24 protein-coding genes and 1 riboswitch are annotated in these 26,061 nt (G+C 62.7%); of the genes, 13 read left to right on the top strand and 11 right to left on the bottom strand.

From position 1 onward, the window contains the following. The 3 genes from cobT to R4P64_RS07975 are packed head-to-tail and all read right to left on the bottom strand — an operon-like array spanning position 1 to position 2,397. Positions 1-1,155: a nicotinate-nucleotide--dimethylbenzimidazole phosphoribosyltransferase gene (gene cobT, locus R4P64_RS07965; protein ID WP_317541589.1), complete on the bottom strand. Its 1,155-nt coding sequence runs from the start codon at positions 1,153-1,155 to the stop codon at positions 1-3. Between the two features lie 31 nt (positions 1,156-1,186). After that, positions 1,187-1,738 carry a bifunctional adenosylcobinamide kinase/adenosylcobinamide-phosphate guanylyltransferase gene (gene cobU / locus R4P64_RS07970; protein WP_257013057.1) on the bottom strand — a complete coding sequence of 184 codons (552 nt, stop codon included), beginning with the start codon at positions 1,736-1,738 and terminating at the stop codon, positions 1,187-1,189. 2 nt (positions 1,739-1,740) lie between these two features. Continuing rightward, positions 1,741-2,397, bottom strand: coding sequence for a DUF3043 domain-containing protein (locus R4P64_RS07975; RefSeq protein WP_045070330.1), 657 nt, complete (start codon positions 2,395-2,397; stop codon positions 1,741-1,743). A gap of 101 nt (positions 2,398-2,498) precedes the next feature. On the opposite strand from R4P64_RS07975, the gene R4P64_RS07980 reads away from it, so the two are divergent. The 3 genes from R4P64_RS07980 to R4P64_RS07990 all read left to right on the top strand — a co-directional run bounded on the left by R4P64_RS07980 (position 2,499) and on the right by R4P64_RS07990 (position 5,147). Beyond that, entirely contained in the window at positions 2,499-3,560 is a 1,062-nt protein-coding gene (locus R4P64_RS07980; protein WP_317820172.1) for a glycerate kinase, read from the top strand. Between the two features lie 143 nt (positions 3,561-3,703). Then, positions 3,704-4,054, top strand: coding sequence for a HesB/IscA family protein (locus tag R4P64_RS07985; RefSeq protein WP_033231036.1), 351 nt, complete (start codon positions 3,704-3,706; stop codon positions 4,052-4,054). A gap of 118 nt (positions 4,055-4,172) precedes the next feature. Next, entirely contained in the window at positions 4,173-5,147 is a 975-nt protein-coding gene (locus tag R4P64_RS07990; protein ID WP_317820174.1) for a carbohydrate kinase family protein, read from the top strand. Positions 5,148-5,215: 68 nt separating this feature from the next. Here the strand turns inward: R4P64_RS07990 and asnB are convergent, their stop codons facing one another. Then, positions 5,216-7,141 (bottom strand): asparagine synthase (glutamine-hydrolyzing), encoded by a 1,926-nt coding sequence (gene asnB / locus R4P64_RS07995; RefSeq protein ID WP_045070326.1) that lies wholly within the window; start codon positions 7,139-7,141, stop codon positions 5,216-5,218. A 321-nt stretch (positions 7,142-7,462) separates the two neighbouring features. On the opposite strand from asnB, the gene R4P64_RS08000 reads away from it, so the two are divergent. The 4 genes from R4P64_RS08000 (at position 7,463) to R4P64_RS08015 (ending at position 10,372) form a co-directional block, all read left to right on the top strand. Then, positions 7,463-8,527 (top strand): cytochrome c oxidase subunit II, encoded by a 1,065-nt coding sequence (locus R4P64_RS08000; protein WP_033231033.1) that lies wholly within the window; start codon positions 7,463-7,465, stop codon positions 8,525-8,527. 39 nt (positions 8,528-8,566) lie between these two features. Further along, on the top strand, positions 8,567-8,983 hold the full coding sequence (locus tag R4P64_RS08005) for a cytochrome c oxidase subunit 4 (protein WP_033231032.1): 417 nt from the start codon (positions 8,567-8,569) through the stop codon (positions 8,981-8,983). A 109-nt stretch (positions 8,984-9,092) separates the two neighbouring features. Then, positions 9,093-9,401 (top strand): antibiotic biosynthesis monooxygenase family protein, encoded by a 309-nt coding sequence (locus R4P64_RS08010; RefSeq protein WP_287162679.1) that lies wholly within the window; start codon positions 9,093-9,095, stop codon positions 9,399-9,401. Then, positions 9,398-10,372 carry a helix-turn-helix transcriptional regulator gene (locus tag R4P64_RS08015; protein WP_033231030.1) on the top strand — a complete coding sequence of 325 codons (975 nt, stop codon included), beginning with the start codon at positions 9,398-9,400 and terminating at the stop codon, positions 10,370-10,372. Before R4P64_RS08010 ends, R4P64_RS08015 begins: the two co-directional genes overlap by 4 nt. Before the next feature lie 82 nt (positions 10,373-10,454). On the opposite strand, the gene R4P64_RS08020 is transcribed toward R4P64_RS08015, so the two are convergent. The 4 genes from R4P64_RS08020 to R4P64_RS08035 form a co-directional block, all read right to left on the bottom strand. After that, positions 10,455-12,077: a cytochrome bc complex cytochrome b subunit gene (locus tag R4P64_RS08020; RefSeq protein WP_317541710.1), complete on the bottom strand. Its 1,623-nt coding sequence runs from the start codon at positions 12,075-12,077 to the stop codon at positions 10,455-10,457. Positions 12,078-12,136: 59 nt separating this feature from the next. Continuing rightward, complete coding sequence (locus tag R4P64_RS08025) at positions 12,137-13,279, bottom strand: ubiquinol-cytochrome c reductase iron-sulfur subunit (protein ID WP_033231028.1); 1,143 nt, start codon at positions 13,277-13,279, stop codon at positions 12,137-12,139. Continuing rightward, positions 13,276-14,127, bottom strand: a complete 852-nt coding sequence (locus R4P64_RS08030) for a cytochrome c (RefSeq protein WP_080711563.1) — start codon at positions 14,125-14,127, stop codon at positions 13,276-13,278. Before R4P64_RS08030 ends, R4P64_RS08025 begins: the two co-directional genes overlap by 4 nt. 63 nt (positions 14,128-14,190) lie before the next feature. Continuing rightward, positions 14,191-14,805: a heme-copper oxidase subunit III gene (locus R4P64_RS08035; RefSeq protein WP_033231027.1), complete on the bottom strand. Its 615-nt coding sequence runs from the start codon at positions 14,803-14,805 to the stop codon at positions 14,191-14,193. 128 nt (positions 14,806-14,933) lie between these two features. Between R4P64_RS08035 and R4P64_RS08040 the strand changes: the two genes are divergently transcribed. Together R4P64_RS08040 and trpD are read left to right on the top strand one after the other, a co-directional pair. Continuing rightward, positions 14,934-15,422, top strand: a complete 489-nt coding sequence (locus R4P64_RS08040) for a hypothetical protein (protein WP_233365283.1) — start codon at positions 14,934-14,936, stop codon at positions 15,420-15,422. 109 nt (positions 15,423-15,531) lie between these two features. Further along, complete coding sequence (gene trpD, locus R4P64_RS08045; protein WP_033231025.1) at positions 15,532-16,623, top strand: anthranilate phosphoribosyltransferase; 1,092 nt, start codon at positions 15,532-15,534, stop codon at positions 16,621-16,623. Positions 16,624-16,639: 16 nt separating this feature from the next. Here trpD and R4P64_RS08050 read toward each other — a convergent pair whose 3' ends face one another. Together R4P64_RS08050 and R4P64_RS08055 are read right to left on the bottom strand one after the other, a co-directional pair. After that, the gene (locus R4P64_RS08050; protein ID WP_033231456.1) at positions 16,640-16,915 is read right to left on the bottom strand and encodes an Lrp/AsnC family transcriptional regulator; all 276 of its coding nucleotides are present in this window, start codon (positions 16,913-16,915) and stop codon (positions 16,640-16,642) included. A gap of 40 nt (positions 16,916-16,955) precedes the next feature. Beyond that, positions 16,956-18,737, bottom strand: a complete 1,782-nt coding sequence (locus R4P64_RS08055; protein WP_411742649.1) for a DEDD exonuclease domain-containing protein — start codon at positions 18,735-18,737, stop codon at positions 16,956-16,958. A gap of 524 nt (positions 18,738-19,261) precedes the next feature. Continuing rightward, positions 19,262-19,439: riboswitch (cyclic di-AMP (ydaO/yuaA leader) on the top strand. Positions 19,440-19,453: 14 nt separating this feature from the next. On the opposite strand from R4P64_RS08055, the gene R4P64_RS08060 reads away from it, so the two are divergent. The 4 genes from R4P64_RS08060 (at position 19,454) to R4P64_RS08075 (ending at position 24,091) form a co-directional block, all read left to right on the top strand. Next, positions 19,454-20,029, top strand: a complete 576-nt coding sequence (locus R4P64_RS08060; RefSeq protein WP_033231024.1) for a C40 family peptidase — start codon at positions 19,454-19,456, stop codon at positions 20,027-20,029. A gap of 326 nt (positions 20,030-20,355) precedes the next feature. Continuing rightward, on the top strand, positions 20,356-21,423 hold the full coding sequence (locus R4P64_RS08065; protein ID WP_033231023.1) for a C40 family peptidase: 1,068 nt from the start codon (positions 20,356-20,358) through the stop codon (positions 21,421-21,423). Between the two features lie 69 nt (positions 21,424-21,492). Next, entirely contained in the window at positions 21,493-22,863 is a 1,371-nt protein-coding gene (locus R4P64_RS08070; protein ID WP_230589956.1) for a hypothetical protein, read from the top strand. Between the two features lie 100 nt (positions 22,864-22,963). Continuing rightward, the gene (locus R4P64_RS08075; RefSeq protein ID WP_033231021.1) at positions 22,964-24,091 is read left to right on the top strand and encodes a glycosyltransferase family 4 protein; all 1,128 of its coding nucleotides are present in this window, start codon (positions 22,964-22,966) and stop codon (positions 24,089-24,091) included. A gap of 69 nt (positions 24,092-24,160) precedes the next feature. On the opposite strand, the gene R4P64_RS08080 is transcribed toward R4P64_RS08075, so the two are convergent. After that, on the bottom strand, positions 24,161-25,972 hold the full coding sequence (locus R4P64_RS08080; protein ID WP_219111949.1) for an AMP-dependent synthetase/ligase: 1,812 nt from the start codon (positions 25,970-25,972) through the stop codon (positions 24,161-24,163). Positions 25,973-26,061: the final 89 nt, after the last annotated feature.

Genomic DNA, 26,061 nt, shown 5'->3' on the forward strand with positions numbered 1-26,061 from the left:
TCAGTCCGCCGTGTCTGTCTTGGTGAGCTCGACCGCCTCGGGTTCAGCGGCGGGCTTGCTGCCCTCGGTGCTCACGCCCGCTTCGCTGAACGTAGCCATCTTCGCAAGGATGGCCACCGCACCCTGCAGGATCGGCAGCGCTGTCACCGCGCCGGAGCCTTCGCCGAGTCGCATGTCGAATTCGACGATCGGGGTCAATCCCATGCGCGTCAAGGCAATGGTGTGTGCTGGTTCGGTGGAGCGGTGTCCGGCCACCCACCAGTCCCGGGCACCGAAAGCCAACTCGTCCGCAGCCATGGCCGCAGCGGTCACGACAACACCGTCGAGGATGACGGGAGTGCGACGCGACGCTGCCTGGGCGAGGAAGCCGGCCATCGCGGCAAGATCTGCGCCGGAAACCGTTCGTAGCAGTGCGACCGTATCGCGGACGTGCGGCCGGGCGCGGCGCAGTGCGTCGCGGATGGCTGCGGTCTTGCGGATCCAGCCTGCGTCGTCGATGCCGGTGCCGCGGCCGACTGCTGCGACAGGCTCTGTGTCTGTCAGTGCCGCGATCAGTACCGTGGCGGGCGTCGTGTTGCCGATGCCCATGTCGCCGGCAATGAGAAGGTCTGCGCCCCCGTCGATTTCCTCGTCGGCAATAGCTCGGCCGGCTGCGATGGCCTGCAGAGTTTCCTCATGGGTGAGGGCGTCTTCGCGATCGATCGAACCGGAGGAACGGCGCACCTTGTAGTTCGAGACCGCAGGATCGGTATCCACTTCCACCGCGATGTCGACAACGCGCACGGTTGCGCCGGCAACCTCGGCGAGTACGTTCACCGCTGCGCCGCCGCCGAGGAAGTTGGCAACCATCTGCGCGGTAACTTCAGGTGGATAGGCAGATACGCCGTTGCGGGCGATGCCGTGGTCGCCCGCGAACACGACCACGCGGGGACGGGCGAAAGCATGTGGGGGACAAACACCTTGGCAGGCTGCAGCCCAGCCGGCCAGTGCTTCCAGCCGGCCAAGCGATCCGGCGGGCTTGGTGAGGTCGAGCTGGCGAGCATCGGCGAGCGCCCGAACGTCGCGATCCGGCGGAGTAACCGGCTCGAACTCCGCGTTACTGACAGCAGCGGTACTGACAGCCGCGCTACTGGTGGAGTTCGCTTCGGTGCTCACTTCGTGCCTTCCGGTTGTGCAACAGTAATTTTCACGCTGAGGGCTCTTTCAAGACGAGTGGTAGTCCTGCGACCACCAGCACAACACGATCGCACACCGCTGCGACGCGGGCGTTGAGCGAGCCGATTTCGTCGCGGAACAACCGGCCCGATCGGGTTTCCGGAATGACTGCCAAGCCGACTTCCGGGCTGACCAGGACCAGTGATCCGCGGTAGTCGCGCACACTCTCGATCAGCGCATCGACCGCGGGCGTGATGGTGCCGCGCGGTGCATCCCAGGCGCCGCGTCGATCGAACTCGCCGGTCAGCCAGGTACCAAGATCATCGACCAGGGTATCCGTCGAATTGTCGTTGCGGAGCGTGCGCTCGAGATCGCCATCAGCTGCAGTTTCGACGGTCGACCAGTGCGCCGGTCGCCGGACGCGGTGCTGGTCGATTCGGCTTTCCCAGTCGGTGTCGGTGTGGTCGCGCCGGGCTGTGGCGACGTAGCGAACCGGCGATCCGGGAGAAAACAAAGCCTCGGCGTGCGCGGACTTACCAGACCGCGCGCCGCCGAGGACCAGAGTTCTGACAGGGTTCGACACGCTCAGATTGCGTCGCCGGGTCCCACGCGAGGCTTCGGTGCGCGAAGTTTGCGGATCTGCGACGCGCGGACAAACGCGTACCAGCCGAGCTTGAACCCTCCGTCGGTGCTCTCGGGGAAGCGCTCCGCGACGCGGTTGTTGATCATGCGTCCGAGCCAGATGCCTTCACCGACCATGAACAGCATCATCACGAGCATGGCGAGCGTGACAATCGCCTGCAGCTGCGGCGTCACGAACATCGTCATGATCAGGACGAGGGCCAGTGGCATGAACAGGCCGACGAGGTTGCGGCGGGCGTCGATGAAATCGCGAACGTACGCGCGGACGGGTCCCTTGTCGCGGGGGAGGAGGTACTTGTCCTCACCGGCGAGCATGCGCGCGCGACGGTCTGCCGACGACGCACGGCGCTCGGCAGCTTCGACTTTGCGCTCCTCCTTGGAGCCGCGTGTCGCTTTTCGGCGTGCGCGGGCTTCCTTGGACGTCAGCGGAGCGGGCGCGACCGGTCCGCGCTTCTTGGCTTCGGCGTCGCGACGCTTGGGTGTGGGGCGACCCTTGCCCACCTGCTCGGTGGACGCCTCGTCAGAGGCTGAGGACGCCTCAGTGACCTCGACGTCATTTTTGTCGGAGTTGTCTGAGTCACCGCGGCGTAGCAATTTCACCCCTCCAGGCTATTGGATAAGTGCGTCCTCTGGGAAACCGACCTCGGTATTTCTGCCGATTGTGAAACATCGGCGACACCGACCGCCCCTACACTTCGCCCATGCGGGTAATTGTTGCTCCTGACTCCTTCGGTGACACCTTGACTGCTACCGCCGCCGCACACGCGATTTCCGACGGTTGGGGGCGGGCGCGATCCGGCGACGAGATCATCTGCGCGCCACAGTCCGACGGCGGCCCGGGATTTGTCGATGCGCTGGCAGTTTCTGGTGGTGAGATCCGGAATGCGCATGTCTCGGGCCCACTGACCACTCCGGTTGATGCTCGTTGGCTTCTCGACTCGGACACCGCATACATCGAGTCCGCTCAGGCCTGTGGACTTGCCCTACTCGGCGGCCCGCCAACCAGGGAGAGCGCGCTCACGGCACACAGTCGCGGTGTCGGAGACTTGATCGTCGAAGCCCTGGACGCGGGTGCGACGAAGATCGTGATCGGCCTCGGTGGGAGTTGTTGCGCAGACGGTGGACGCGGGCTTGTCGACGCATTGGGCGGGGTGCAGTCTGCCCGCGCCGCACTCCGAGGCGTCGAACTGGTCGCTGCCACCGACGTCGAGAACCCGCTATTGGGCGAGATCGGCGCGGCCGGGGTATTCGGACCGCAAAAAGGAGCAGACGGCAGTGCTGTCGAGATCCTGGAACAACGGAACCGGGAGTGGGCGTCGACTCTGGGGAGTGGAGCCGGCCGATCCGTGGCGGAGTTGCCCGGTGCGGGTGCGGCCGGAGGAATCGGCGCCGCGCTCTTCGCTCTGGGCGGGGACCGCCGCTCCGGTGCGGAAGTGGTGGCGGAGCGGACACGTCAGGCGGAACTTCTCGAGTCCGCCGACCTGGTCATCACCGGCGAAGGAAAATTCGACAGCCAGTCACTGCGCGGAAAACTGGTCACATCCCTCGCTGGCGCAAGTGCGTCGTACGGCGTCCCGACGCTTGTTCTGGCCGGTCAGGTCGAACTCTCGGCGTCCGACTACGAGAGGTTCGGGATAGTCGGCGCGGAATCCGTCACCGACTTCGCCGGATCGATCGAGGACGCCATGCGCGACGCATCGATCCACCTGCGCGGACTGGCCGAAGAGACAGCGCGCGAGTGGAGCATCTGGCGACGCGGGTGAACGCTGCCGAGGCGTCGTTGCCACCTGGTGAGGAAAGGTTAGGATGAAGACGAATCGCACACGGTAGTGAACTGGCGGGAATAAGTCGGCAGAGGCGTACCGTTGAAGCGTTCACGGGTTGGTATGAACATTAGGGAGAGCCCATGACTGTGCAGAACGAGACCGCCACCCACGGCGTCACGATGACCGAGTCCGCGTCCGCGAAGGCGAAGGCACTCTTCGATCAGGAAGGTCGCGACGACCTCGCACTGCGTATTGCAGTGCAGCCGGGCGGCTGTGCCGGACTGAAGTACCAGCTGTTCTTCGATGACCGGAGCCTCGACGGCGACCTCACCGTCAACTTCAACGGAGTCAACCTGGTTGTCGACCGGATGAGTGCCCCGTACGTCGAAGGTGCATCCATCGACTTCCTCGACACCATCGAGCAGCAGGGCTTCTCGATCGACAACCCCAACGCCACGGGCTCATGCGCCTGCGGCGACTCGTTCAACTGAGTCGAGTCGATCACAATTTCAGACATAACAACTGACGCGGAACCGGCAATCGGTTCCGCGTCAGTTGTATGAATTCTTCATTCAACGTCCACTCACTTTCGCTGAAAGGCCTCGATCCGTGACTATTGCGGTAACCGGTTCCATTGCCACCGACCATTTGATGCGTTTCCCCGGCCGCTTCGCGGATCAGCTGCTCGCCGACCAGCTTGCGCATATCTCGCTCAGCTTCCTGGTGGACGACCTCGTGATTCGTCGCGGTGGAGTCGGTGGAAACATCGCGTACGCGATGGGTGTTCTCGGTGGATCGCCGCTGCTGGTCGGCGCGGTGGGCGCCGACTTCGCCGAGTACCGCACCTGGCTCGAGGACAACGGCGTCGATTGCAGTGCGGTCCGGATCTCCGACAAGGCGCATACCGCGCGTTTTGTGTGCACCACGGACGAGGACATGGCCCAGATCGCGTCGTTCTACCCCGGAGCGATGAGCGAAGCCCGTGAAATCGATCTCGCGTCGGTAGCCAAGACAGCCGGTGCCCTCGATCTGGTTCTGATCGGTGCAAACGATCCCGAGGCCATGGTCCGCCACACCGACGAGTGCCGCCAGCTCGGAATTCCGTTTGCCGCCGATCCGTCGCAGCAGCTTGCACGCCTGTCGGGAGAGGAAGCCAAGGCACTCATCCACGGTGCCAAGTATCTCTTCACCAACGAATACGAGTGGGGACTCCTCCAGCAGAAGACGGGCCTGAGCGAGGAGGAGATTCGCGCACAGGTGGGTATCCGCGTCACAACGCTCGGCTCGAAGGGCGTCGAAATTGTTGACGCCGAGGGTAATTGGGTACGCGTCGACGTGGTGCCCGAAACCGGCAAGGTTGATCCGACTGGTGTCGGCGACGCCTTCCGTGCAGGTTTCCTGCTTGCCCACGGCGCGGGTCTGAGCTTCGAGCGCGCCGCGCAGTTGGGTTCACTCGTGGCTGTGTTGGTCCTCGAGACCGTCGGAACGCAGGAGTGGGTCTTCAATCGCGACGAGGCGCTCAAGCGTCTCACTGACGCCTACGGCAGCGCCGCCGCAGACGAGATCGCAACGATTCTTCCCTAGGGGGCTACGCCCCCTGTGCGCCTTTCTGGTAGTGCGAACTACCAGAAAGGCGCACAGGGCCGAAGGCCCTAGATGTTGACCGGGTACACCGGTTCCTGGATCTGCGGAACAATCCGCTTCTCCACGAAGATTCCGTGCCACACCATGAAGGTCAGCACGGTCCACAGACGACGGCTGTGATCGGAAACGCCGTCGCGGTGGTCGTTGAGCATCTTCACGACCGCTGCCTTGTCGAAGATGTGATCGGTGCCGGACTCGGCAATCTGCAGATGTGCCCAGTCGAACAGTTCGGTTCCGCGCAGCCAGTGGCGCAGCGGTACGGGGAATCCGAGCTTCGCGCGATGCAGAACATGATGCGGCACAATGCCTTCGAGGGCCTGACGCAGCGCGTACTTCGTGGTGTCCTTGGTGATCTTCTGATCCAACGGCACCCGCGACGCGACGTCGAACACCTCGTTGTCGAGGAACGGCACTCGCAGTTCGAGTGAGTTCGCCATCGTGACCTTGTCAGCTTTGACGAGGATGTCGCCGCGAAGCCAGGTGAACAGGTCCAGGTGCTGCATACGGGCAACCGGATCCCAATCGCGAGACTGCGCGTAGATCGGCGCTGTGACGTCCTGATGCGTCCACTCCGGGCGGAAATCGCGCAGAACGGCGCGCAACTGGGCGTCGTTGAAGCTGCGCGCGTTGCCGTAGTACCGCTCTTCGAGGGTCAGCGAACCGCGGTTGAGCAGGCTCTTGCCGCGCGTGCCATCCGGGATTCGCTCGGACAACTTGCCGGCCGCCCGGCGCAACCCCTTGGGGAGGTACTCGAAAGGCTTCAGCGACAACGGTTCACGGTAGATCGTGTATCCGCCGAACAGTTCGTCCGCGCCCTCGCCGGACAGTACGACCTTGACGTGCTTGCGCGCTTCCTTCGCGATGAACCACAGGGGGATCAACGCGGGGTCCGCGACGGGGTCGTCGAGATACCAGACGATTTCGGGGATCGCGGCAGCGAACTCGGCGGGGGAGACCACCTTCACGATGTGCTTTGCGCCGATCGCGGCGGCCGACTCGGCCGCCACGTCGACCTCCGAGTAGCCCTCGCGCTCGAAACCGGTGGTGAAGGTGATGAGGTTCGGGTTGTGGCGCATGGCCAGCGCGGCGATCGCGGTGGAGTCGATACCGCCGGACAGGAACGAACCGACGGTCACGTCGGCACGCATGTGCTTGGCGACGGAGTCCTCGAGCGCCTCGGCGATTTCCTGGTAGCGAGCCTTCTCAGTGCCCGGCGCAAACGGCTTGGCCGGGAACTTGGGCGTGAAGTATCGCGTGATCTGCGGCTGCTCACCCGGACGCACCCGCGCGAAACTGCCGGATTCGAGCCGACGAATCTCCTTGTGCAGCGTTTCCGGCTCCGGAACGTACTGCAGGACCGTGTAGTGCTCGATCGCACGCGGATCCAATTCGGTGCCGATTCCGATCAGATCGGTCAGCTCGAGCAGACTCTTCTTCTCACTGCCGAACGCCGTGCCGCCGGTGCCCGTCGCGATGAACAGCGGCTTGATGCCGAAGGGGTCGCGAGCTATGAACAGCTCGCGCGTATCGGTGTCCCAGATCGCGAATGCAAACATTCCGCGAAGGCGTCGTACCGCGTCCTCGCCCCAGTAGTGGAACGCGGCGACGATGGCTTCGGAGTCGCCTTCGGTGAAGAACTTCGCGTCGTGATCCTTCGCGAGCTCCGCGCGGATCTCGAGGTAGTTGTAGATCTCACCGTTGAACGTCAGGGCATAACGCTCCGGATTCTCCGGCGGGCCCCAGCGCAGCGGCTGATGCGAGTGCGCGATGTCGATGATCGACAACCGATTGAAACCGAACACGAGATGGTCGTCGTGCCACGTCCCCTGTTCGTCGGGTCCGCGGTGACGCAGGCAGTGCAGTGCCTGGTCGACCTGTGCGACGGCGTCGTCGCTGGTTCCGCCAGATGTCAGTAGCCCGAGCAGTCCACACACAGCGTCCGGTTCCTCGATTCAGAATTTTTTATTGCAGAAGGCTCCCGGACGTAAGCATCGGGGAGAGGTCAACGAACTCTTCCTGGAAAGTATGCCGCAGATCCGTCTCTGCGCCGATCACAGACGAACGAATCGCAGTGATGTAGGTCGCTGACGATGCCTGACCTGTTCCTGAGCTGCGCCTGAGAGATTTGTGTGACGTCCGACGCGACACGGTGAAGGACCCGGGGATGGATACCGCCCACCTTTGGTCTACGCTGCGTAGTAATTGGGCCTTCCATTCGAGGTGCCCTAGTTGAATTTTGCGGCGATCAGGAAGGCGTGAACGTGGCGCAAGGTCGGATCCTTCGGCGAGCTGGGCTGGCAGTATCTTTGGGCATTGCTGCCTTGCTGCTGTCGGGTTGCTCCATCGACAATGAAGTGCTTCGTTTCGGGTGGCCCTCGGGCATCACTCCTGAAGCGACGCGCATGCGAGAACTGTGGACGTGGTCGGTTGTCGCCGCCCTCTTCATGGGTGTGCTGGTGTGGGGACTGGTCTTCTGGGCAGTTATCTTCCACCGTAAGAAGAAGGACTCACCGGAGTTCCCGCGTCAGACGGCATACAACGTGCCGCTCGAACTCGGTTACACGGCAGTTCCGTTTGTGATCATCGCGGTTCTGTTCTACTTCACCGTTGTCGTCCAGAACCATGTTCTCGAGCGCACGGAGAACCCGGACGTCGTCGTCGACGTCACTGCGTTCCAGTGGAACTGGAAGTTCGGTTACCGCTCCATCGAGTTCGGTGACGGTACCGCCAAGTACAACGGCATCGATCTCGAAGCCGAAGAGGCAGCCAAGGCCGAGGGCGCGACTGTCGACGCCCACGGCGAAGAGGTTCCCGGCCCGATCCACGGAAACAGCGTCCAGGATCTGAGCTACCTGCACTACGACAAGATCGAGACCGTCGGAACCAGCTCCGAGATCCCGATTCTGGTTCTTCCGACCGGCAAGCGCATCCAGTTCGAACTGGCCTCCTCCGACGTGATTCACGCGTTCTGGGTTCCCGAGTTCCTGTTCAAGCGCGACGTGATGCCGAACCCCAAGGAAAACCACTCCGACAACATCTTCCAGATCAGTGAGATCGAGAAGGAAGGCGCATTTGTCGGGCGCTGCGCCGAAATGTGCGGCACGTTCCACGCGATGATGAACTTCGAGGTCCGTGCGGTTTCGCCCGAGGACTTCGCCAAGTACATCGAACTGCGCAAGGGTGACGATCAGGGCAACGGCGGTCTGAGCACCGCTGAGGCATTGTCGGCAATCGGTCAGTCGCCGGTGGCTACGTCGACCACGCCGTTCAACACCGACCGCGAGTACCGTCAGGCAACAGTCGCCACCGCAGGCAACTGAGCCGGCCAGCCTCCTCACTGAACAAGGACAAGTGCTGATATGAAGATCGAAGCCAAGCTCTTCGAGATCCTGACGCTGTTTTTCATCCTCGTCGCGATCATCTACGGTGTGTTCACCGCTCTGTCCCGTACGGGAATCGAGTGGGCCGGACTCACGGCCATCGTTCTGTCTGCGGGCCTGACGCTCATCGTCGGAACCTACTTCCGCTTTGTCGCCCGTCGTCTGGACACTCGTCCCGAGGACTACGACGACGCTGAAATCTCGGATGGTTCAGGCGAGTTGGGCTTCTTCAGCCCCGGTAGCTTCTGGCCCATGCTGCTGGCTGCTTCGGCTGCCATTGCCGCGGTGTCACTGGCGTACTTCCAGCCCTGGATGATCGTGGTTGGAGTTGTCCTCATCATCGCGACCGCAGCCGGTCTGGTGTTCGAGTACCACGTCGGACCTGAGAAGCACTAGCACAAACGCTCTCGACAAAGAGGCGCCGAACCCTTCGTGGGGTTCGGCGCCTCTTGCGTTGGGGCGGGGGAGCGCAAGAGACCGCGTCGTCCTCTGCGACACTCGACACATGATCCTCGAACATGCACTGCTCCAGGTTGATCCGGCTCTGTCCGAAGAATTCGAGAAGGCGTTCGGTACAGCAAAGTCCATCATCTCCGCGGTGCCCGGCTTTATCCGTCTGCATCTCTCGCACTGTATGGAATCGCCGCAGCAGTACCTACTGCTCGTGGAGTGGGAGAGCCTCGAAGCGCACACGGTGGGCTTCCGGCAGTCCGACGGCTACCAGCGGTGGCGCGAGCTTCTCCATCACTTCTACGACCCTTTCCCGGTTGTCGAGCACTACGAGACGGTGGTCGAGGAAGGGTCCCCGACATGAACCGAACTACCGAACTGGCAGAATTCCTCGACATCGCCTTACGTGGTCGGATCGAGAGCGTCGCCGAGCTTGCCGAAGTGACGGGCGGTTCGATGGATACGACCGAAAAGACAGTGGCGCGGCTCGAAGAGTTCGGATTCCTTTCTGTCGCAGACGGCGTCATCACCTACCGACGCCCCGACGCCACCGTCGCCGATGTCACGCAGCACATCCTGGCCGGAGTGGCGCACGACCTCGAGTCCGGTATTGCCAGGACACAAGGGATACTCCAATCGCTTCCCAAGTTGTTGCAGGCCTGGGAGCACGGTGACTCCGATGTCCACGGTCTGCCCATCGACGTGATGCACGGGCCGTTTGCCGCCCCGGACATGTACAAAATTCAGGCTTCGCGTTCGAAGCCCGTCGCGTCGTACGCATGTATGCCTGACACAGTGCCTCTGTACACGGTGCTGGCCGAGAAGAAGCCGGGCTCGTACTGGGAGGAAAACGGCGGTCCCAACCACGACATCCGTCTGATCGTCAGCACAGTCGACGCGAACACCGAGTTGGGGCGCAATCAGATCACGCATGAAATCAACGCAGGCTCCCAAGTTCGGATGCACCCGAATCCACCAAGCTTCTTCTGGATACTCGATCACACGAGTGTCGGAATCCCCTTCACTTGGGGAGAAGCGTGGCCGAGCAGCATGATGTCCATCCAGTCCCCGACACTGGCGGGCATCATGACTTGGATCTACCACCGGGTGTGGGAGGAAGCAGTACCGGTCGCGGACCACGGTCATTCGTGGGAGAACCCGTGGGATCCGATATTGAAACTGATGAATTCAGGTTTGACGATGGAATCCGCATCAATTGCCCTGGGATTGACTCCTAGGACGGGCAGGCGTCGGGTTGCCGACGCCATGCGTCATTACGGTGTGTCCAGTCAATTCTCACTCGGCGCTGCCTGGAGTGCCTCGCGCGGACACTAGCGCACGAAAAAGACACGGTCGCCGCAACTTCTCTTTCGAGAGTGTTGCGGCGACCGTGTCTTTTCGTGTTGCTGCTGACGATCTAGTGGAGTTCTCCAGTGGAATCGTCGGCCTTGCCGTTGCCACTGCCATTGCCGTGGATGCGGTTCTGGTAGTCGAGCAGAATCTGAAGCTGCTCATGCTCACCGGCATGCTGTGCGGCTTCGAGAGCTGCGCTCTCCTCCACCGGGTCTGCCTTGGTGAGGCTGCCGGTGCCGGGCTTGCCGGCCAGGCCGAGCTTGTTCATCTTCTTCGGAACAGCTGCACCCTGGTACTCGAGGGGGATCGGGTGACCGTGATCGTCGACGGGTCCGAGCGGCTGGTGGATTTCGATGTACTGGCCGTTCGGCATCCGCTTGATGATGCCGGTTTCGATACCGTGCTCGAGCACTGCACGGTCACTGCGCTGCAAGCCGATGCAGAAGCGGTACGTCACGAAGTACGCGAGCGGCGGAAGCACGATCATGCCGATGCGGCCGATCCACGTCATTGCGTTCAACGAGATATGCAGGTGGTACGCGATGATGTCGTTGATGCACGAGATCGTCAGGACCGCGTAGAACGCGATAGCCATTGCACCGATTGCGGTACGAACCGGAACGTCGCGGGGACGCTGCAGGATGTTGTGGTGAGCGTCGTCTCCGGTGAGGCGCTTCTCGATCCACGGGTACGCGAACAGCATGGCGAAGACGAGGCCCATGATCAGTGCGACGGCAAACACTGCGGGGATCGTGTACCGGTCGAACAGGTAGATCTCCCAGGCGGGCCACAGTCGTGCGAGGCCGTCCGTCCACATCATGTAAATGTCAGGCTGAGAACCAGCGGAGACCTGAGATGGGTTGTACGGACCGATGTTCCACACGGGGTTGATCTGGAACAGACCACCGAGAAGTGCAAGCACGCCGAACGTGATGGCGAAGAATGCGCCACCCTTCATGGCGAAGACCGGAAGGATGCGAACGCCGACGACGTTCTCTTCGGTACGGCCGGGGCCGGGGAACTGCGTGTGCTTCTGGTACCAGACCAGTGCGAGGTGGCCGGCGATCAGCGCGAGGATGATGCCAGGGAAGAGCAATACGTGAGCGACGTAGAGACGCGGGATGATGAGGTCGCCGGGGAAGTCACCGTCGAAGATCATCCAGTGCAGCCAGGTACCCACGATCGGGACACTCATCGTGATACCACCGAACGCGGCGCGGAGGCCGGTGCCGGAGAGCAGGTCGTCAGGGATGGTGTAGCCGAAGAAGCCTTCGAACATCGCCAGGACCAGCAGCAAGCAGCCGATGACCCAGTTGGCTTCACGCGGGCGTCGGAACGCACCGGTGAAGAAGATACGTGCGAGGTGCACGATGATCGACGCGGCGAACATCAATGCGGCCCAGTGGTGGATCTGGCGTACGAAGAGACCGCCGCGAACCTCGAACGAGATGTTCAGGGTGGTCTCGTATGCGCGTGACATCGTCACACCACGAAGCGGCTGGTATGCGCCCTGGTAGGTGACGTGCGCCATCGACGGATCGAAGAACAGCGTCAGGAACACACCTGAGATGAGCAGGATCAGGAAGCTGTACAGCGCGATCTCGCCGAGCATGAAGGACCAGTGCGTCGGGAAGACCTTGTTGATCTGACGACGCATACCCGCTGCGAGGTGGTAGCGCGAGTCCATCGCCTCCGCTTGACCTGCTGCAGCAGCGGCGATCTTTGTCGGTTTTGTGGTGGTTGTGGTCACGGTCGACGCTCCCAAAATGCCGGGCCGAGTGCTTCGATGAAGTCACCGTCGGCGACTAGGAAGCCCTCTTCGTTCACTGTAATAGGCAACTGCGGAAGTGCGCGAGCAGCGGGACCGAAAATCGGCTTGCCGTACTGCAGTGCATCGAACTGCGACTGGTGGCAGGGGCAGAGAATACGGTTGCTCTGCTGTTCGTAGAGCGAGGTGGGGCAACCAAGGTGCGTGCAGATCTTCGAGTAGGCGAAGTAATCGCCGTAGTTGAAGCTCTCCTGGCCCTTGCGCTTGGTGACCCGCTCGGTGTCTTCCGTACGCAGACGGATGAGCATGACCGAGTTGCGGATACCGCGCAGCGCAGCGAGCAACGCGTGCTCGTCACCACGATCGGATTCACGGAACGGGAAGACCGTTTCCATGGAGCCGGCGTCGAGGTCCTCCGGGCGGACGAGAACGATGTCCTCGGGGCGTCCGGTGTCACGACGAAGGTAGATGGTCTCGCCGGGGTAGTTCGGGGTCCAGCCGGACACCCAGAGCGGAGATTCGTCGCCCTTGGCCCACGGGTTCTTGATGAGGCCGCCGAGAGGCATGATCATCATGACGCCGAGTGCGCCACCACCGAACATCAAGCTGCGCTTGATGGCCTTGCGGCGGGGGAAGGTGGACGTCTCCAACGTGTCACTGAGTTCGGCGACGATCGTCCGGCGGTCAACCTCAGCGGATCCACCGTCGTGGCGGTCCTGGATGGACACCTCTTCGGGGATGAACTTCTTGGTGAACTGGACCGCACCGATTCCGACACCGAGGATCGCGAGACCCATGGTCAGACCGATCAACGGTGTGTACAGGCTGTACTTGCCGTAGTTCTCGTCACCGGCGCCGGCGTACTGCCAGGGCCAGAACAAGTAGATCGCGATGAATGCGATCGCCGAGACGCCGGCGAGGCCGAACCAGAACGCAACATTCCGCTCGGCGCGCTTCTCTGCCTTGGTGCCTTCGACGGCCCAGCGGTCGCGACGGTAGACAACGTCGACGCCGTCGAGATTGGTGCCGAGGGTGACCAACTCGTCGCGAGTCATCGCTTCGAGTTCCTCATCCGTGTACTTCTTTGGCGTATCGCCGCCCTGCTGGCCAGCGTCGCTCATGACCTTGCTCCGATCCACAATGCTGCACCAACGACAGCGACGATTCCGGCGGCCCACATGAAGAGACCTTCAGAGGCCGGACCGATGCCGCCGAGACCGTAACCACCGGGGTTCTTGGCCTCTCCGGACGACTTCACGTAGGCGATGATGTCTTTCTTTTCCTCGATCGAGAGCTGACGATCGGAGAACTTCGGCATGTTCTGGGGGCCGGTGACCATAGCGGCATAGATCTGCTGCTCGTTGGCGGGGTCCAGGACCGGTGCGTACTTGCCCGAGGACAGTGCGCCACCGCGGCCGGTGAAGTTGTGGCAAGACGCGCAGTTCAGGCGGAACAGTTCGCTGCCTCGGCCGATGTCGCCACCGCGAAGCGAGGACTGAGCGATTTCGCCGTTCTCGTCACGAATGAGCGTCGGGCCGCCACCGTTGGCCTGGATGAAAGCACCCAGGGCATCGGTCTGTGCAGCGTCGAACTTGGGGTCCTTGCGCTGAGCCTGTGCCTCGTTGCGTGCTGCAGGCATACGACCGGTCGAAACCTGGAAGTACACTGCCGCCTCGCCGACACCGATCAGGCTGGGACCGCGGTCCGCGACACCCTGAAGGTTGGCTCCGTGGCACGTGATGCACGACGTGTCGTACAACTGCTTGCCTTCACGGATAAGCGCGGCTGAATCGTCGCTTGCAGTAGCGACCTGCGGAGCGGGTGTCAGTGCCGAGGCGAGGAAACCTGCGCTGATCAATCCCATCATCAGTACGAGCGCTCCGGTGACACGCCGGCGGATCTTCCGCTGGCGACGCGTCTTCGCGGCGGTCGCTGTTGTATCGGATGTGGGAGGGGGGGATGAACTCATCTGTATCCCTTTGGTATGTCGGGACGGACTGGACGTCAGGGGCTGCCTGTGGCGTTCAGCTGATTAACGGATGAAATAAATCGTTGCGAACAGCGCGATCCACACGATGTCAACGAAGTGCCAGTAATACGAAACGACGATCGCTGCGGTTGCCTGAGCCGGCGTGAACTTGCTGACTCGGGTGCGTGCGATCAAGAAAACGAAGGCGATGAGACCGCCGATGACGTGCATGCCGTGGAAACCGGTGGTCATGTAGAACACCGAGCCGTAGACACTGCTGGCGATTGTGGTGCCCTCATGCACGAGGTGGTAGTACTCGTAGCCCTGGCCGGCGACGAAGAACGCCCCCATGACCAAAGTGATGGTGTACCAACGTCGAAGTCCGAAGACGTCGCCCCGCTCGGCCGCGAACACGCCCATCTGGCAGGTGAATGAGGATGCGATCAGCACCAACGTCACCGGTACAGCCAAATAAAGGTTCAATTCGGTAGGCTCCGGCGGCCAATTGCCCTCCGGTGCCTGCGCCCGTGCCACGAAGTACATGGCGAAGAGCCCTGCGAAAAACATGAGCTCACTGGACAACCACACGATGGTGCCAACGCTGACCATATTCGGCCGGTTCAGCGAGTGCACGCGTTGGGTGATTGCCGATCCTGAAGTCCCTACTGCGCTCGTCACAGACAGAAGTATGACGCTTCGTCGTAAGAGACGGCCACTCGGGTCCGTCATCGGCGCGTCGTAAGGCTCGAGTTCGCGATTTCGGTCGGCGTACGCGCAGGTGGCGACACTTTGAATATGCTGACGCGATGGCAGCTACACACCAGAGTAGACGTTGGTACCTGAGAATTTTCAGCAGAAAAGTTTCGCCTCCGCTGGATCCGTCGAGAGCCGACCTCGAGATCGTCGCCGAAGGTTTCGACGACGTGGAATCGTGCTCGACCGCTTTGGAGCGAGGGGCCTCCGCGCCGCCTCGTTGGCGACCGGATTCGGAGGCGGTGCTGCGCCACCATCTCGACCTTCCGGAGGCGGCACTCGGAGAGGCCGAGTCGATCGTCGCTCAGGACGGATATCGGCGCTCGGTGACAGCCGCGCATAGCGCGTCGAGCGATGGCAACGGTGTGGTTCGGGTGGTGTTCGAACGCGTCCAGCTTCTGGACGCGCTGCACTGCTCGCAGGAGCGATCGCGGATGGCAGGTTTGGCTCAACGGTTGGGTGGGTCCGTCGCGGGATGGGACGCGCTGCAGCCGGGGGATGCGGCGCAGTCAGGCCCGGGCAAGGGCCGACGATCAGTGTGAGCGGACCGATTCGCGACTGCCGCACGGTGACTGACTACGCTACGTATGTCAGATACATCGCGATTTGATTCGACTGAACATTTCGACTGAACATAGGGGACCGAAGTAGATGGCCGGCACCGACGCAACCAACGCTGTGAACTCCGATTCGAGCGGTGTCGTGCGGTCCTGGCCGATGATTCTCGGTCAGCTCACCGATGGTTCCGATTTGTCGAGCGACGATTCCCGTTGGGCGATGAGCGAAATCATGTCCGACAACGCAAGTTCGGCGCAGATCGCCGCCTTTGGTGTCGGGTTGAAGATGAAGGGCGAGACACCCGCAGAGTTGCAGGGCCTTGCCGACGCGATGCTCGAACACGCTAAAGCGGTGCCGGTCGATTCCGATGTGGTCGACATCGTCGGAACCGGCGGCGACCGCTCCAACACCGTCAACATCTCGACCATGGCTTCGATTGTGGTGGCCGCCTCGGGAATTCGAGTGGTCAAGCACGGCAACCGGGCAGCATCGTCGAAGAGTGGCGGCGCCGATGTGCTCGAAGCACTGGGTGTTCGGATCAATCTGGGCCCGGAAGACGTGGCTCGGTGCGTAGACGAGGTCGGAATCGGTTTCTGCTTTGCGCCCGTATTTCACCCGGCCCTGCGATTTGCGGCAGTGCCACGGAAGGAAATCGGCATCCCGACGGCCTTCAACGTGCTCGGTCCCTTGACGAATCCAGCACGACCGCGTGCCGGATTGATCGGGTGTGCCTTCCCGAAGCTGATCTCCGTTGTTGCGGGAGTTCTTGCGCAGCGCGGTAATTCGGCATTGGTCGTTCGCGGCGACGACGGACTCGACGAACTGACGACATCCACGACGTCGACCGTGTACATCGTTGCCGACGGAGCGGTTCGAACCGTCACACTGGATCCGCGAGATCTGGGCATCGCTCGGGTACCACTGGACGAATTGCGAGGCGGCGACGCGGACGTGAACGCTCAGGTCGCGCGCACCCTGCTGTCCGGTCAGCCTGGCCCCGTCCGGGACGCGGTGCTACTCAACGCGGGCGCGGCGATCGCGGCCTTCAACGGAGTCGGTGACGACCTGGAAGGTGCGATTGCCGCGGGAATGGCCTCGGCCGCTGTCGCAATCGACAGCGGCGCAGCTGCGGAACTGCTGCGGAGGTGGGCGTCGCTCACCACCGCGCTGACCGAAGGCGCTTGACCGAGGCGCCTGAGAGTCATTCGCCGAGCGAGAACCCAGCTTCGACGTCGGCGCTGGAGAAGGACTGGAACGCAATGTGAGTGGCGGTTCGCGTCACTCCGGGAACCTTGTTGATCCGGCCGGTGATGACCTCTGCGATCTGGGCGTGGTCACGGACCCGGACTACCGCGATCAGGTCGACGTCCCCTGCGCAGGAGTACACCTCGCTGACTCCGGGGATGTCGGCGACGGCCTGAGCGGTCTCCGGGATTCGGGCCGATTCGGCGTGAATCATGACGATCGCATTGATCATGTCGCTCCTCTGGTTGCGCGGTGCTGTGCTGTGGTCGAGCTTATGTCCTCGCGTCGCCGCGCCCATTCCAGGCATCACGATGGTTCTCTGCACGCTCGGATTCGTTTCCAGCCTTGGCGAGGTGGCACCAGTCTTCCCACCGCCCCGCGCCGCACGCCGACTCGGTGTAGCCCGATGTAGCGGAGACGATCCTGATTCCGTCCGATCCGAGCCAGCGGACGACGAGCGCCAGTTCCTCCGGGGGCGCTCCGCGCAGCGGTGTGTTGTCGGGAAGTGCGGTTTCGGCCGATGCGACGAGGGCGTCGACCACGGGCATCGGGTGAGTCCCGGCTCGGGCAAGGCCGGCCGAGGCGAGCCTGCCGGCGCGGATCACGGCCAATTCCCAGCCGCCTTCCGGCGCGGGGCGCGCCAGTACCAACTGATCGATGGCGGCGACGGCGGCGAGCTTTTGAGTGCGTCGTACTGCTACTGCAACTGCGGCAGTTCGGTCGCGCAGTCTGGCCGCGTTCTCGAACAGTGCGGTGGCAGCGAGTTGCTCGATGCGCGCTTTCATCCGTTGAAGCGGCATGTCGTGCACGCCGGCGAAGAACTCTCGAACGTCGGCGACTGACACCGCATAGCGCTCCGCGGTGTCATCTCGGGCTGCCGGGCACGAGCCCAGTTCGCGTGCGGGGCAGGTAGGCCCGTGCACGGCGCCAAGAGGTATCCGCTTGGTGCAGGTACGCAGCCCGGTGAACTCGCACACGGTCTCTGCAATCTCCTGCGCGCTCGCGCGGGACGTGAACGGTCCGATCGAGTGCGGCGTCGGGCTACGCACCACGGATAGCCGCGGGAAGGCCTCGTCTGTGAGAACGATCCACCATCCGCGTTTGGGAAACTTGGAGCGGCGGTTGTACGGCGGAGTGTGTGCCACGAGGAGCCGGAGTTCGCGTACTCCGGCCTCCAGGGCGTGAGCACACTCCACATGATCGACCCGGGTGGCAAGGGCCACCATCTCCTTCATGCGGCCACGCGTCTCGGAACCGGTGAAGTAGCCCCGGACGCGGCGACGCAGGTCCACTGCCGTCCCTATGTACAGCGCTTCGTCAGATGGGCCGCGAAAGAGGTAGACGCCCGGCCTTCGGGGGAGGTCTGCGGCGAAGGAGCGTTTGGCGCGTTGATGAGCCGAGATGTTGGGGAGATAGTCGATCAGCTCGCTGTAACTGTGTACGCCTTGGTTGCCGACCCGATCTATCAGGCCGTGGAGCACGTCGACGGTGGCTCTGGCGTCGTCGAGCGCTCGGTGCGTCGGTTGGGTGGAGACGCGGAACAGATGCGCGAGCGCAGAGAGCTTGACCGAGGGTGCTTCGTCGCGGGTCAGGACACGCCTGGCGAGTTTGACGGTGCAGAGAACCTGGAACGGTGGCCAAGGCCGGGCCGTGCGGGAAGCTGCCGCCTTGAGGAATCCGATGTCGAAGGGCGCGTTGTGGGCAACGAGTACGGAACCCTTCGCGAACTCGAGGAACGCGGGTAGAACGCGATCGATGCGCGGAGCGTTGATCAGCATGGCATCGGTGATGCCGGTCAGTTCGACGATGTACGGCGGGATCGACCGCCCGGGATCGACCAGAGTTGCCATCTCGCCGAGCACCTGGCCACCGCGAATCTTGACGGCACCGATCTCGGTGATCGAATCGTTGTCCGCGCTTCCGCCGGTGGTCTCGAGGTCGACGACTACAAACGTCGTCTCGCTGAGCGGAGTGTCCAGCTCGTCGAACGACAGTTGACGGCCGATATCCGGATCGGCGTCAACGGCGGCCTTGACAGCGTCGGCATGACTCACAGCGCAAGACAGTAGAGGGAGGGGCCGACAGGAATCGGTCGCTTCGGCGCAAGGACCAAGAGAAGTTGAATTCGGGACTAACGGGCATCGCACGCACCCCAGCATTTGGTCGCCCGTGACCTAAAAGAGACGAGCGTCACAGTTGGGCGATTTTCGAGGTGCGTCGGCGCCTTCGGTGTCGCACTCGGGTGGAGTGGATCTGGCTGCGTTGCCTGGCGTGTGCCGACTCGTAATCCACCTCGGGCGAAAAGGGGCCTACCGGTACGTAACTGGTGCTGATCTGGGGTAAGTCACGGATTGCCGGGCCGGATCGAATCGGGTCGACTCACGAGAAATGGTTCACGACGTTACGGAAACCGGACGTATCGTTATCCCGCTGTGACCGTTTTGGCGTATCGAGCGCGACTGCGCGGAAATTCGGATGAATCGCACGCGAAATTGGCGATGCGGTCGACATCGCCGCGATCATTTCGTAATCTTCCTGAGACCTAACGAAGTCTTGCCGGGCCACAAAGGACCGGCTTCGTCAGGAACCGCCTAATCGGGATCTCCGCGAGGAACCCGAACCGGGAACCCAAGTTTCACTGGGGTGAATCCCGCCTGGGGCGTAGCAAGCGTCATCGCTACGGACCACGCGGGTAGGGCTGATCTTCCCAGCCCGAACCCGTCAGCTAACTCGGTCGGCGGACGAATGGAAGAAATGGAGCACCCCTTAAGTGGCGTCACAAAGTTTGAAGCGTTCGGCAACACTGGTTGTCGCCGGCGCACTTGCAGCCGGAGCCTTTGCTACAACCGCTGCGCCTGCCTCGGCAGACCCCATCACCATCCCCGGTGTCGGTACGTTCGACATCCCGGGCGTCTCGATCCCCGAACTTCCCGTTATCCCCGGTGTCACGGACAACCCCGCGTTTGCGCCGATTGCACAGGCTGCACCCGCCGCTCCCATCTCCACCCTTGGTGAGCAGGCTGTTCGCGCCGCAGAGAGCAAGCTGGGCGCCCCGTACGTGTACGGCGCGGCAGGCCCGGACGCGTTCGACTGCTCCGGTCTGATCCAGTGGGCTTACAAGCAGGCCGGCCTCAACATCCCCCGCACGAGCTACGACCAGGCTGCAGCCGGTGTCGCAGTTGCGCAGTCCGATCTCCGTGTCGGCGACGTCATCTCCTTCTACGGCGGATCGCACTCGGGTATCTACGCGGGCAACGGAAATGTCATCCATGCTTCGACCGCGGGTCAGCCCGTGAAGCTGGCACCCGTGTCGTCCATGCCGTACGACGGTGCTCGCCGCTTCTGATCCGGTGTCACTGATCGGGTACCTGTGAAGGTCGACCTGATCCACTGGAAAAGGGGCAGTTCCACTCTGTGCAGATGTGGGCCTCGAATCAACTGATTCGAGGCCCACATCTGTTTATCCGGGTGAGTTCCGGGCGTTCCGAGGGGTGCACCCTCGCTTCGCTCCCGTTACACCTACCGGCGAGTAGACACAAACGTATGCCATTCCGTAACCTTATCGAGACATTAGGTGCCGTCGGCAGGTAGTGTGGGTAGTTGACATCCAGCTAACAGATCCTGACGGGCATCGGCAGGCATCACAAAAACTGAGACGGAGAGTCGCGTTCCGTGGTTTCATCTAGATCGTTTTCATCGAGAAAGTACAGCCGGGTCCGCATCGCGCTCACAACAGGCGTATTGGCAGTTGGGCTTGTCGCGTTGCCATCGATGCCGGCGGCCGCCGACCCGGTGATCACGAATCCCACCGAGGCACTCGAGAAGCTCGGCGAACTCGCCCGAGTGTCCGAGCAGACCAACGAGGCTTTGCACAACGCGCAGATCGATCTCGATGCAAAGACGTCCGTGCAGCTCGACGCTGAAGCTCGACTTGTCGAGGATCAGGGACGCTACGACGCGGCAAAGGCCAAGGTCGCCGAGGTTGCGCCGGCTGTGAATCGAATTGCTACGGCCAATTATCAGGGCGCGCGGACCAATCGGCTCTTTGCCTTGATGGTCAGCGATTCACCGCAGCAGCTGCTCGATCAGATGTCTGCACTCGATGTCATCTCCAACGACGCGGCGGTGCAGGTCCGCCAGTTCAACGAAGCGACGCTCGACGCTCGCCAGGCAGCGGACTCGTCGCAACAATCCGCGGATGCTGCACGGGTTGCGGCCGATCAGGCGAAGGCGCTGAGCGACGATCTGCAGCGCAAGCAGAGCGAACTTCAGGCTCAGGTTGCCGAGGTGACCAAGGCGTTCGACGATCTGACCGAAGCCGAACGCGTGCAATTGAGTGGGTCGACATTTCCAGAGGGCGTCGACGCCAGCAAAATCCTGGCTAATCTGACTCCAGGGTCGGGCACCGCGGCACTACAGGCTGGTTTGACCCGCATCGGCGACCCGTACGTCTGGGGAGCTACCGGGCCCAACGAGTTCGATTGCTCCGGGCTCGTCGTGTGGTCGTACAAACAAATCGGTAAAACACTGCCGCGGTCCAGCCAGGCCCAGGCAGCGGGTGGTACGCCGATATCCCGTGACCAGTTGCAGCCGGGCGACATCGTCACGTTCTACAGCGACAATTCGCATGTCGGTATCTACGCCGGCGATGGCAACATCCTCCACGCGTCGACGTTCGGCGTACCGGTGAAGGTCGAGTCGATGGCAGGGATGCAGTTCTCGACTGCTCGCCGTTACTGACCAGCGCATCGTCACAAGTGGCTCGGCCGCTGCGACTGGGGGTCCCCTCCGTCTCCTACACTCGGCATCGTGTCGAGTGACCCCATGACGTCCCCCGCAGCCGGGACGAACCGTAAGCGCCGCTGGGAGTACCCAGCTCTCATTGCGCTCGGGTGTGCCGTTGTGGTGATCCTCGGACTGACCGTTGTCCTGACTGACGCTCCGGGCTCGTCCCAGCAGTCCGCTGCGGAAGCGGATGTTGCGCGTGTCAGCGAGGTTCAAGCGCTCCTCGATTCGTGGGCACGCGCTCAGATGTCCGACGATCCGACATCGCTGGCGCAGTTCGTAGATGCTGCCGCCGCCCCGGGGTTGCTCGACGCAGAGATTCGGCGCGCCACGGCTGCCGGTGCACTGAGTTTTTCGGATTGGGCGTACGAGGTCTCGCCGGGAACACTTGTCGAGGCTGCCCGAACGGGGTCGCCCGACGGCGTCACATTGTGGGGCGCTCAGGTGAACCTGCGTTATGCACTCGACGGTGTGGATGCGGCGCCGACGCGTAAGTCTGTCTTGATGACTTTTGCGGAACGTGACGGTTCGTGGTTCGTATTCGCTGACGGTTCGATTGTCGACGTGCTGGGCAGCGGCTCGAGCGGTTCGCAGTTGAGCGTCGACTCGTGGCACGGTCCATGGGATTTCGGTCCACTCGCGGTTTCGACCAACGCGGCCGAGGATTCGATAGTCGTCGGGCACCCGGGCCAGCAGGCATTCGTTGACGCGTTGGCCGCCGACCTCGACGGCGCTGTGAAGAATACGACGCAGTTGTGGGGCGACGGTTGGTCAGAGCGGGCAGTCGTGATGGTCGCCGGTTCGCCCGAGGAATTCACGGCGATGGTCGGTTCGCAGCACGACGGATCGTCCATAGCGGCTGTGTCGGTGGCGGATACGGTGCGCGACGGTGCCAGTGACGTGAGTGGGCAGCGCATCATATTCTCGCCGGCCGCCGCATCACGCTTGACTTCGACGACGCGGCAGGCGGTGCTTCGCCACGAGATGATGCATATCGCGGCGCGATCCCAGACCCGGGACGGGTCGCCCATGTGGGTGCTCGAAGGGTACGCGGAGTATGCCGGCAACCGTGGCTCCGGGCGGGCGGCGCGGGAGATTGCGCCGACACTTGCGGCCGCTGTTCGGTCCGGTGACGTGCCGTCGGAGTTTCCCGAGGATTCACAGTTCGGGGGCGTGCCGGTGGTGAGTTCCCTTGCGTACGAATCGGCGTGGTCGATCAATGCTTATATTGCGGATCGTTTCGGCGAGTCCGAGCTGACGGAACTATTCCGCGCCTTGGCTGTGGGGCCGTCGACACCGGAGGAGATCAACCGGCGCATCGTCGACGTCCTTGGTGTGAGTATCGACGACCTGCGCGACGGCTGGGTTGATTGGCTGCACCGCACACTGGGTTGATTGGCTGCACCGCAGCGTGTGTTGATTGGCTGCACCGCAGCGTGCGTTGATTGGCTGCACCGCAGCGTGGGTTGATCGGCTCGTGCTTTACGGTGGACGAATGCGCCGGACCCTTTTGGTGACCAATGATTTTCCGCCCCGACCGGGCGGAATCCAGTCGTATCTACATACGTTCGCGAAGCATCTTCCGGCCGACAAGTTGGTTGTCTATGCGCCGCGGTGGCGCGGTGATTCGCACAAGAAGTTCGATGCCGCTCAACCTTTCGAGGTCGTGAGGCATCCCACGACTTTGATGCTTCCGACTCCGTTTGTCGCAAGACGGGCCGCGAAACTGGTCAAGAAGCATGACTGCGAGTCCGTGTGGTTCGGCGCGGCGGCGCCCCTTGCGTTGTTGGCGCCGGTGGTCCGCCGCGCAGGTGCGTCGCGGGTGATCGCGAGTACTCACGGTCACGAAGTGGGTTGGTCGATGATTCCCGGTGCGCGGCAGTCGTTGCGGACAATCGGTGAAAACACGGATACGGTTACCTTCGTCAGCAAATACACCCGAGGCCGGTTCGCGGCGGCTTTCGGGCCGCAGGCTGCGCTGGAGCATCTGCCGTCGGGAGTGGATACGTCTGTCTTCCATCCTGATTCGGCTGCTCGCGCAGAATTGCGGGCACGGTACGGACTGGGGGAGCGCCCGACAATTCTCTGCCTGTCACGGCTCGTGCCGCGCAAGGGGCAGGACATGCTGATCAAGGCACTGCCGACTATCCGTGCGAGCATCGACGGCGCTGTACTTGTCATCGTGGGGGGTGGGCCGTACGACGAGAAACTGCGTGAGCTCGCCCACAAGACCGGGATGGACGATCACGTCGTGTTCACGGGCACCGTCCCGGCGGCGGAATTGGCTGCCCATCACACCATCGCCGATGTTTTTGCGATGCCGTGCCGCACCCGTGGTGCGGGACTCGACGTCGAAGGTCTCGGGATCGTGTACCTCGAGGCGTCGGCAACGGGTGTTCCCGTGATCGCGGGTCGCAGTGGCGGTGCCCCGGAAACGGTGCAGCAGAACAAGACCGGGCTAGTGGTCGACGGTACGTCGGTTGCCGATGTTGCCGCCTCGGTGATCGAGATCCTGTCCGACCGTGATCGAGCTGCCGCAATGGGCGCCGCCGGTCGCGACTGGGTGGCGACCGATTGGAAGTGGGACACGCTCGCGTCGAAGTTGCAGGCGCTGCTCGGCTGAGCCTCGAGCATCTAGCACTGTGGCCGCCACACCTTTTCCAAGGTATGGCGGCCACAGGTGTGCGCGGTGTTACTTCGCGTAGATCATCTCGATCTCCGCGGCAAAGCTGGCGTGGACGACGTTGCGTTTGAGCTTCATCGTCGGGGTGAGTTCGCCTGTGTCCTCGGAGAAGTCGACCGGCAGGATCTTGAACTTCTTGATTGCCTCGGCATGGGAGACCAGCTTGTTGGCCTCGTCGATCGCGTCCTGGATATCGCCGACAAGTTCGCCGTCGCTGACCAGATCAGCCGCGGTGGTGCCGGCTGCCTTGTTATTGCGCTCGTTCCAGGCGGGCAAAGCTTCGGCGTCGATGGTGATCAGTGCGCCGATGAACGGCTTCTGATCGCCCACGACGATTGCCTGGCTGATGAGCGGATGTGCGCGCAATGCGTCCTCGAGCTGGGCAGGGGAGACGTTCTTTCCGCCTGCCGTGACGATGATTTCCTTCTTGCGTCCGGTGATCGTGATGAACCCGTCCGCGTCGACGGTTCCGAGGTCGCCGGTGTGGAACCAGCCGTTCTCGATCGACTCGGCGGTTGCCTTCTCGTTGCGCCAGTATCCGGTGAAGACCACGGGTCCGGAGAGTAGGATCTCACCGTCGTCGGCGATGCGAACAGAGTTGCCGGCCAACGGTTTTCCGACGGTTCCGACCTTCTGGGAGCCGATGGTGTTGACGGCAAATGCGGCGGTGGTTTCGGTGAGGCCGTAACCCTCGTAAATCGTGACTCCGATGCCGCGGAAGAAGTGGCCGAGCCGCGCGCCGAGCGGGGCGCCACCGGAAATGGCGAGCTGGCACTGTCCGCCGAGGGCTGCCCGCAGCTTGGAGTAGACGAGTTTGTCGAACAACGCGTGCTTGGCCTTGAGGACGATACCGGCGCCACCCTTGTCCTTGGCCTCGCTCCACGCGACAGCGGTCTCCGCGGCCGCGTCGAAGATTTTGCCCTTGCCCTCGCCGTGGGCCTTTGCGCGGGCGCTGTTGTAGACCTTCTCGAACACTCGCGGTACCGACAGGATGAAGTCGGGCTTGAATTCGCCGAAGGTGGGGACGAGGTTCGGAATGTCGCTGGTGTGCCCGAGGGTGGCGCCGGCGTCGAACGAGGCGATGCTGACCGCGCGCGCCAGGACGTGAGCGAGGGGCAGGAACATCAGCGTGCGCACGCCTGGCGTCTTGAGCAGATCGCCGAGGTTGGAGTCGAGGATGCCCTTCGACTCTGCAATGAGGTTGGAGTGTGTCAGTTGGCAGCCCTTGGGGCGGCCCGTAGTGCCGGAGGTGTAGATCAGGGTTGCGGGATCGGAGGCCTTCAGAGCGTTGACGCGCGTCTGGACCTCGTCGTCGGAAATGTCGGCGCCCAGGGCAGAGAGTTCCTCGACGGCGCCGCGTCCGCCTGCGGGGGCCTCGATCTGGTAGACGGTGCGCAGCGACGGCGACGCTTCTGCGACGTCCTTGACGGTGGCTGCGTGGACGTCGTTCTCGACAACGAGGTCGATGGCTTCGGAATCCTCGAGAATCCAGCGAACCTGCTCGGCGGCGGATGTTTCGTAGATCGGAACGGTCACGCCGCCTGCGGCCCAGATCGCGTAGTCGATCAGTGGCCACTCGTAGCGAGTCGCGGACATCAGCCCGACGCGATCACCCTGCTTGACGCCGATCGCGATCAGACCCTTGGCAACTGCGGTTACCTGGGCGGCGAACTCGCCGGCAGTGACGTCGACCCATGCGGAGCCGACCTTTCGCTTGTAGACGACGGCCGCAGGCTTCGTCTTCGCGAATGTGAACACCGAGTCGACCGCAGAGGCATCCTCGGGAATCGTGAACGTCTGGGGTGCGCTGTATTCAGGCACAAAATACCTCCGACACTGCGAAATACTGACGAGTAGGGTTTGACGCTATTCACTGTAGTCGCACGTCCGGCATAGTTGTGGCCCGGCTT

Origin of the sequence: Rhodococcus sp. IEGM 1366 (genome assembly GCF_033142425.1) — a bacterium.
Taxonomy (GTDB): domain Bacteria; phylum Actinomycetota; class Actinomycetes; order Mycobacteriales; family Mycobacteriaceae; genus Rhodococcus_F; species Rhodococcus_F globerula.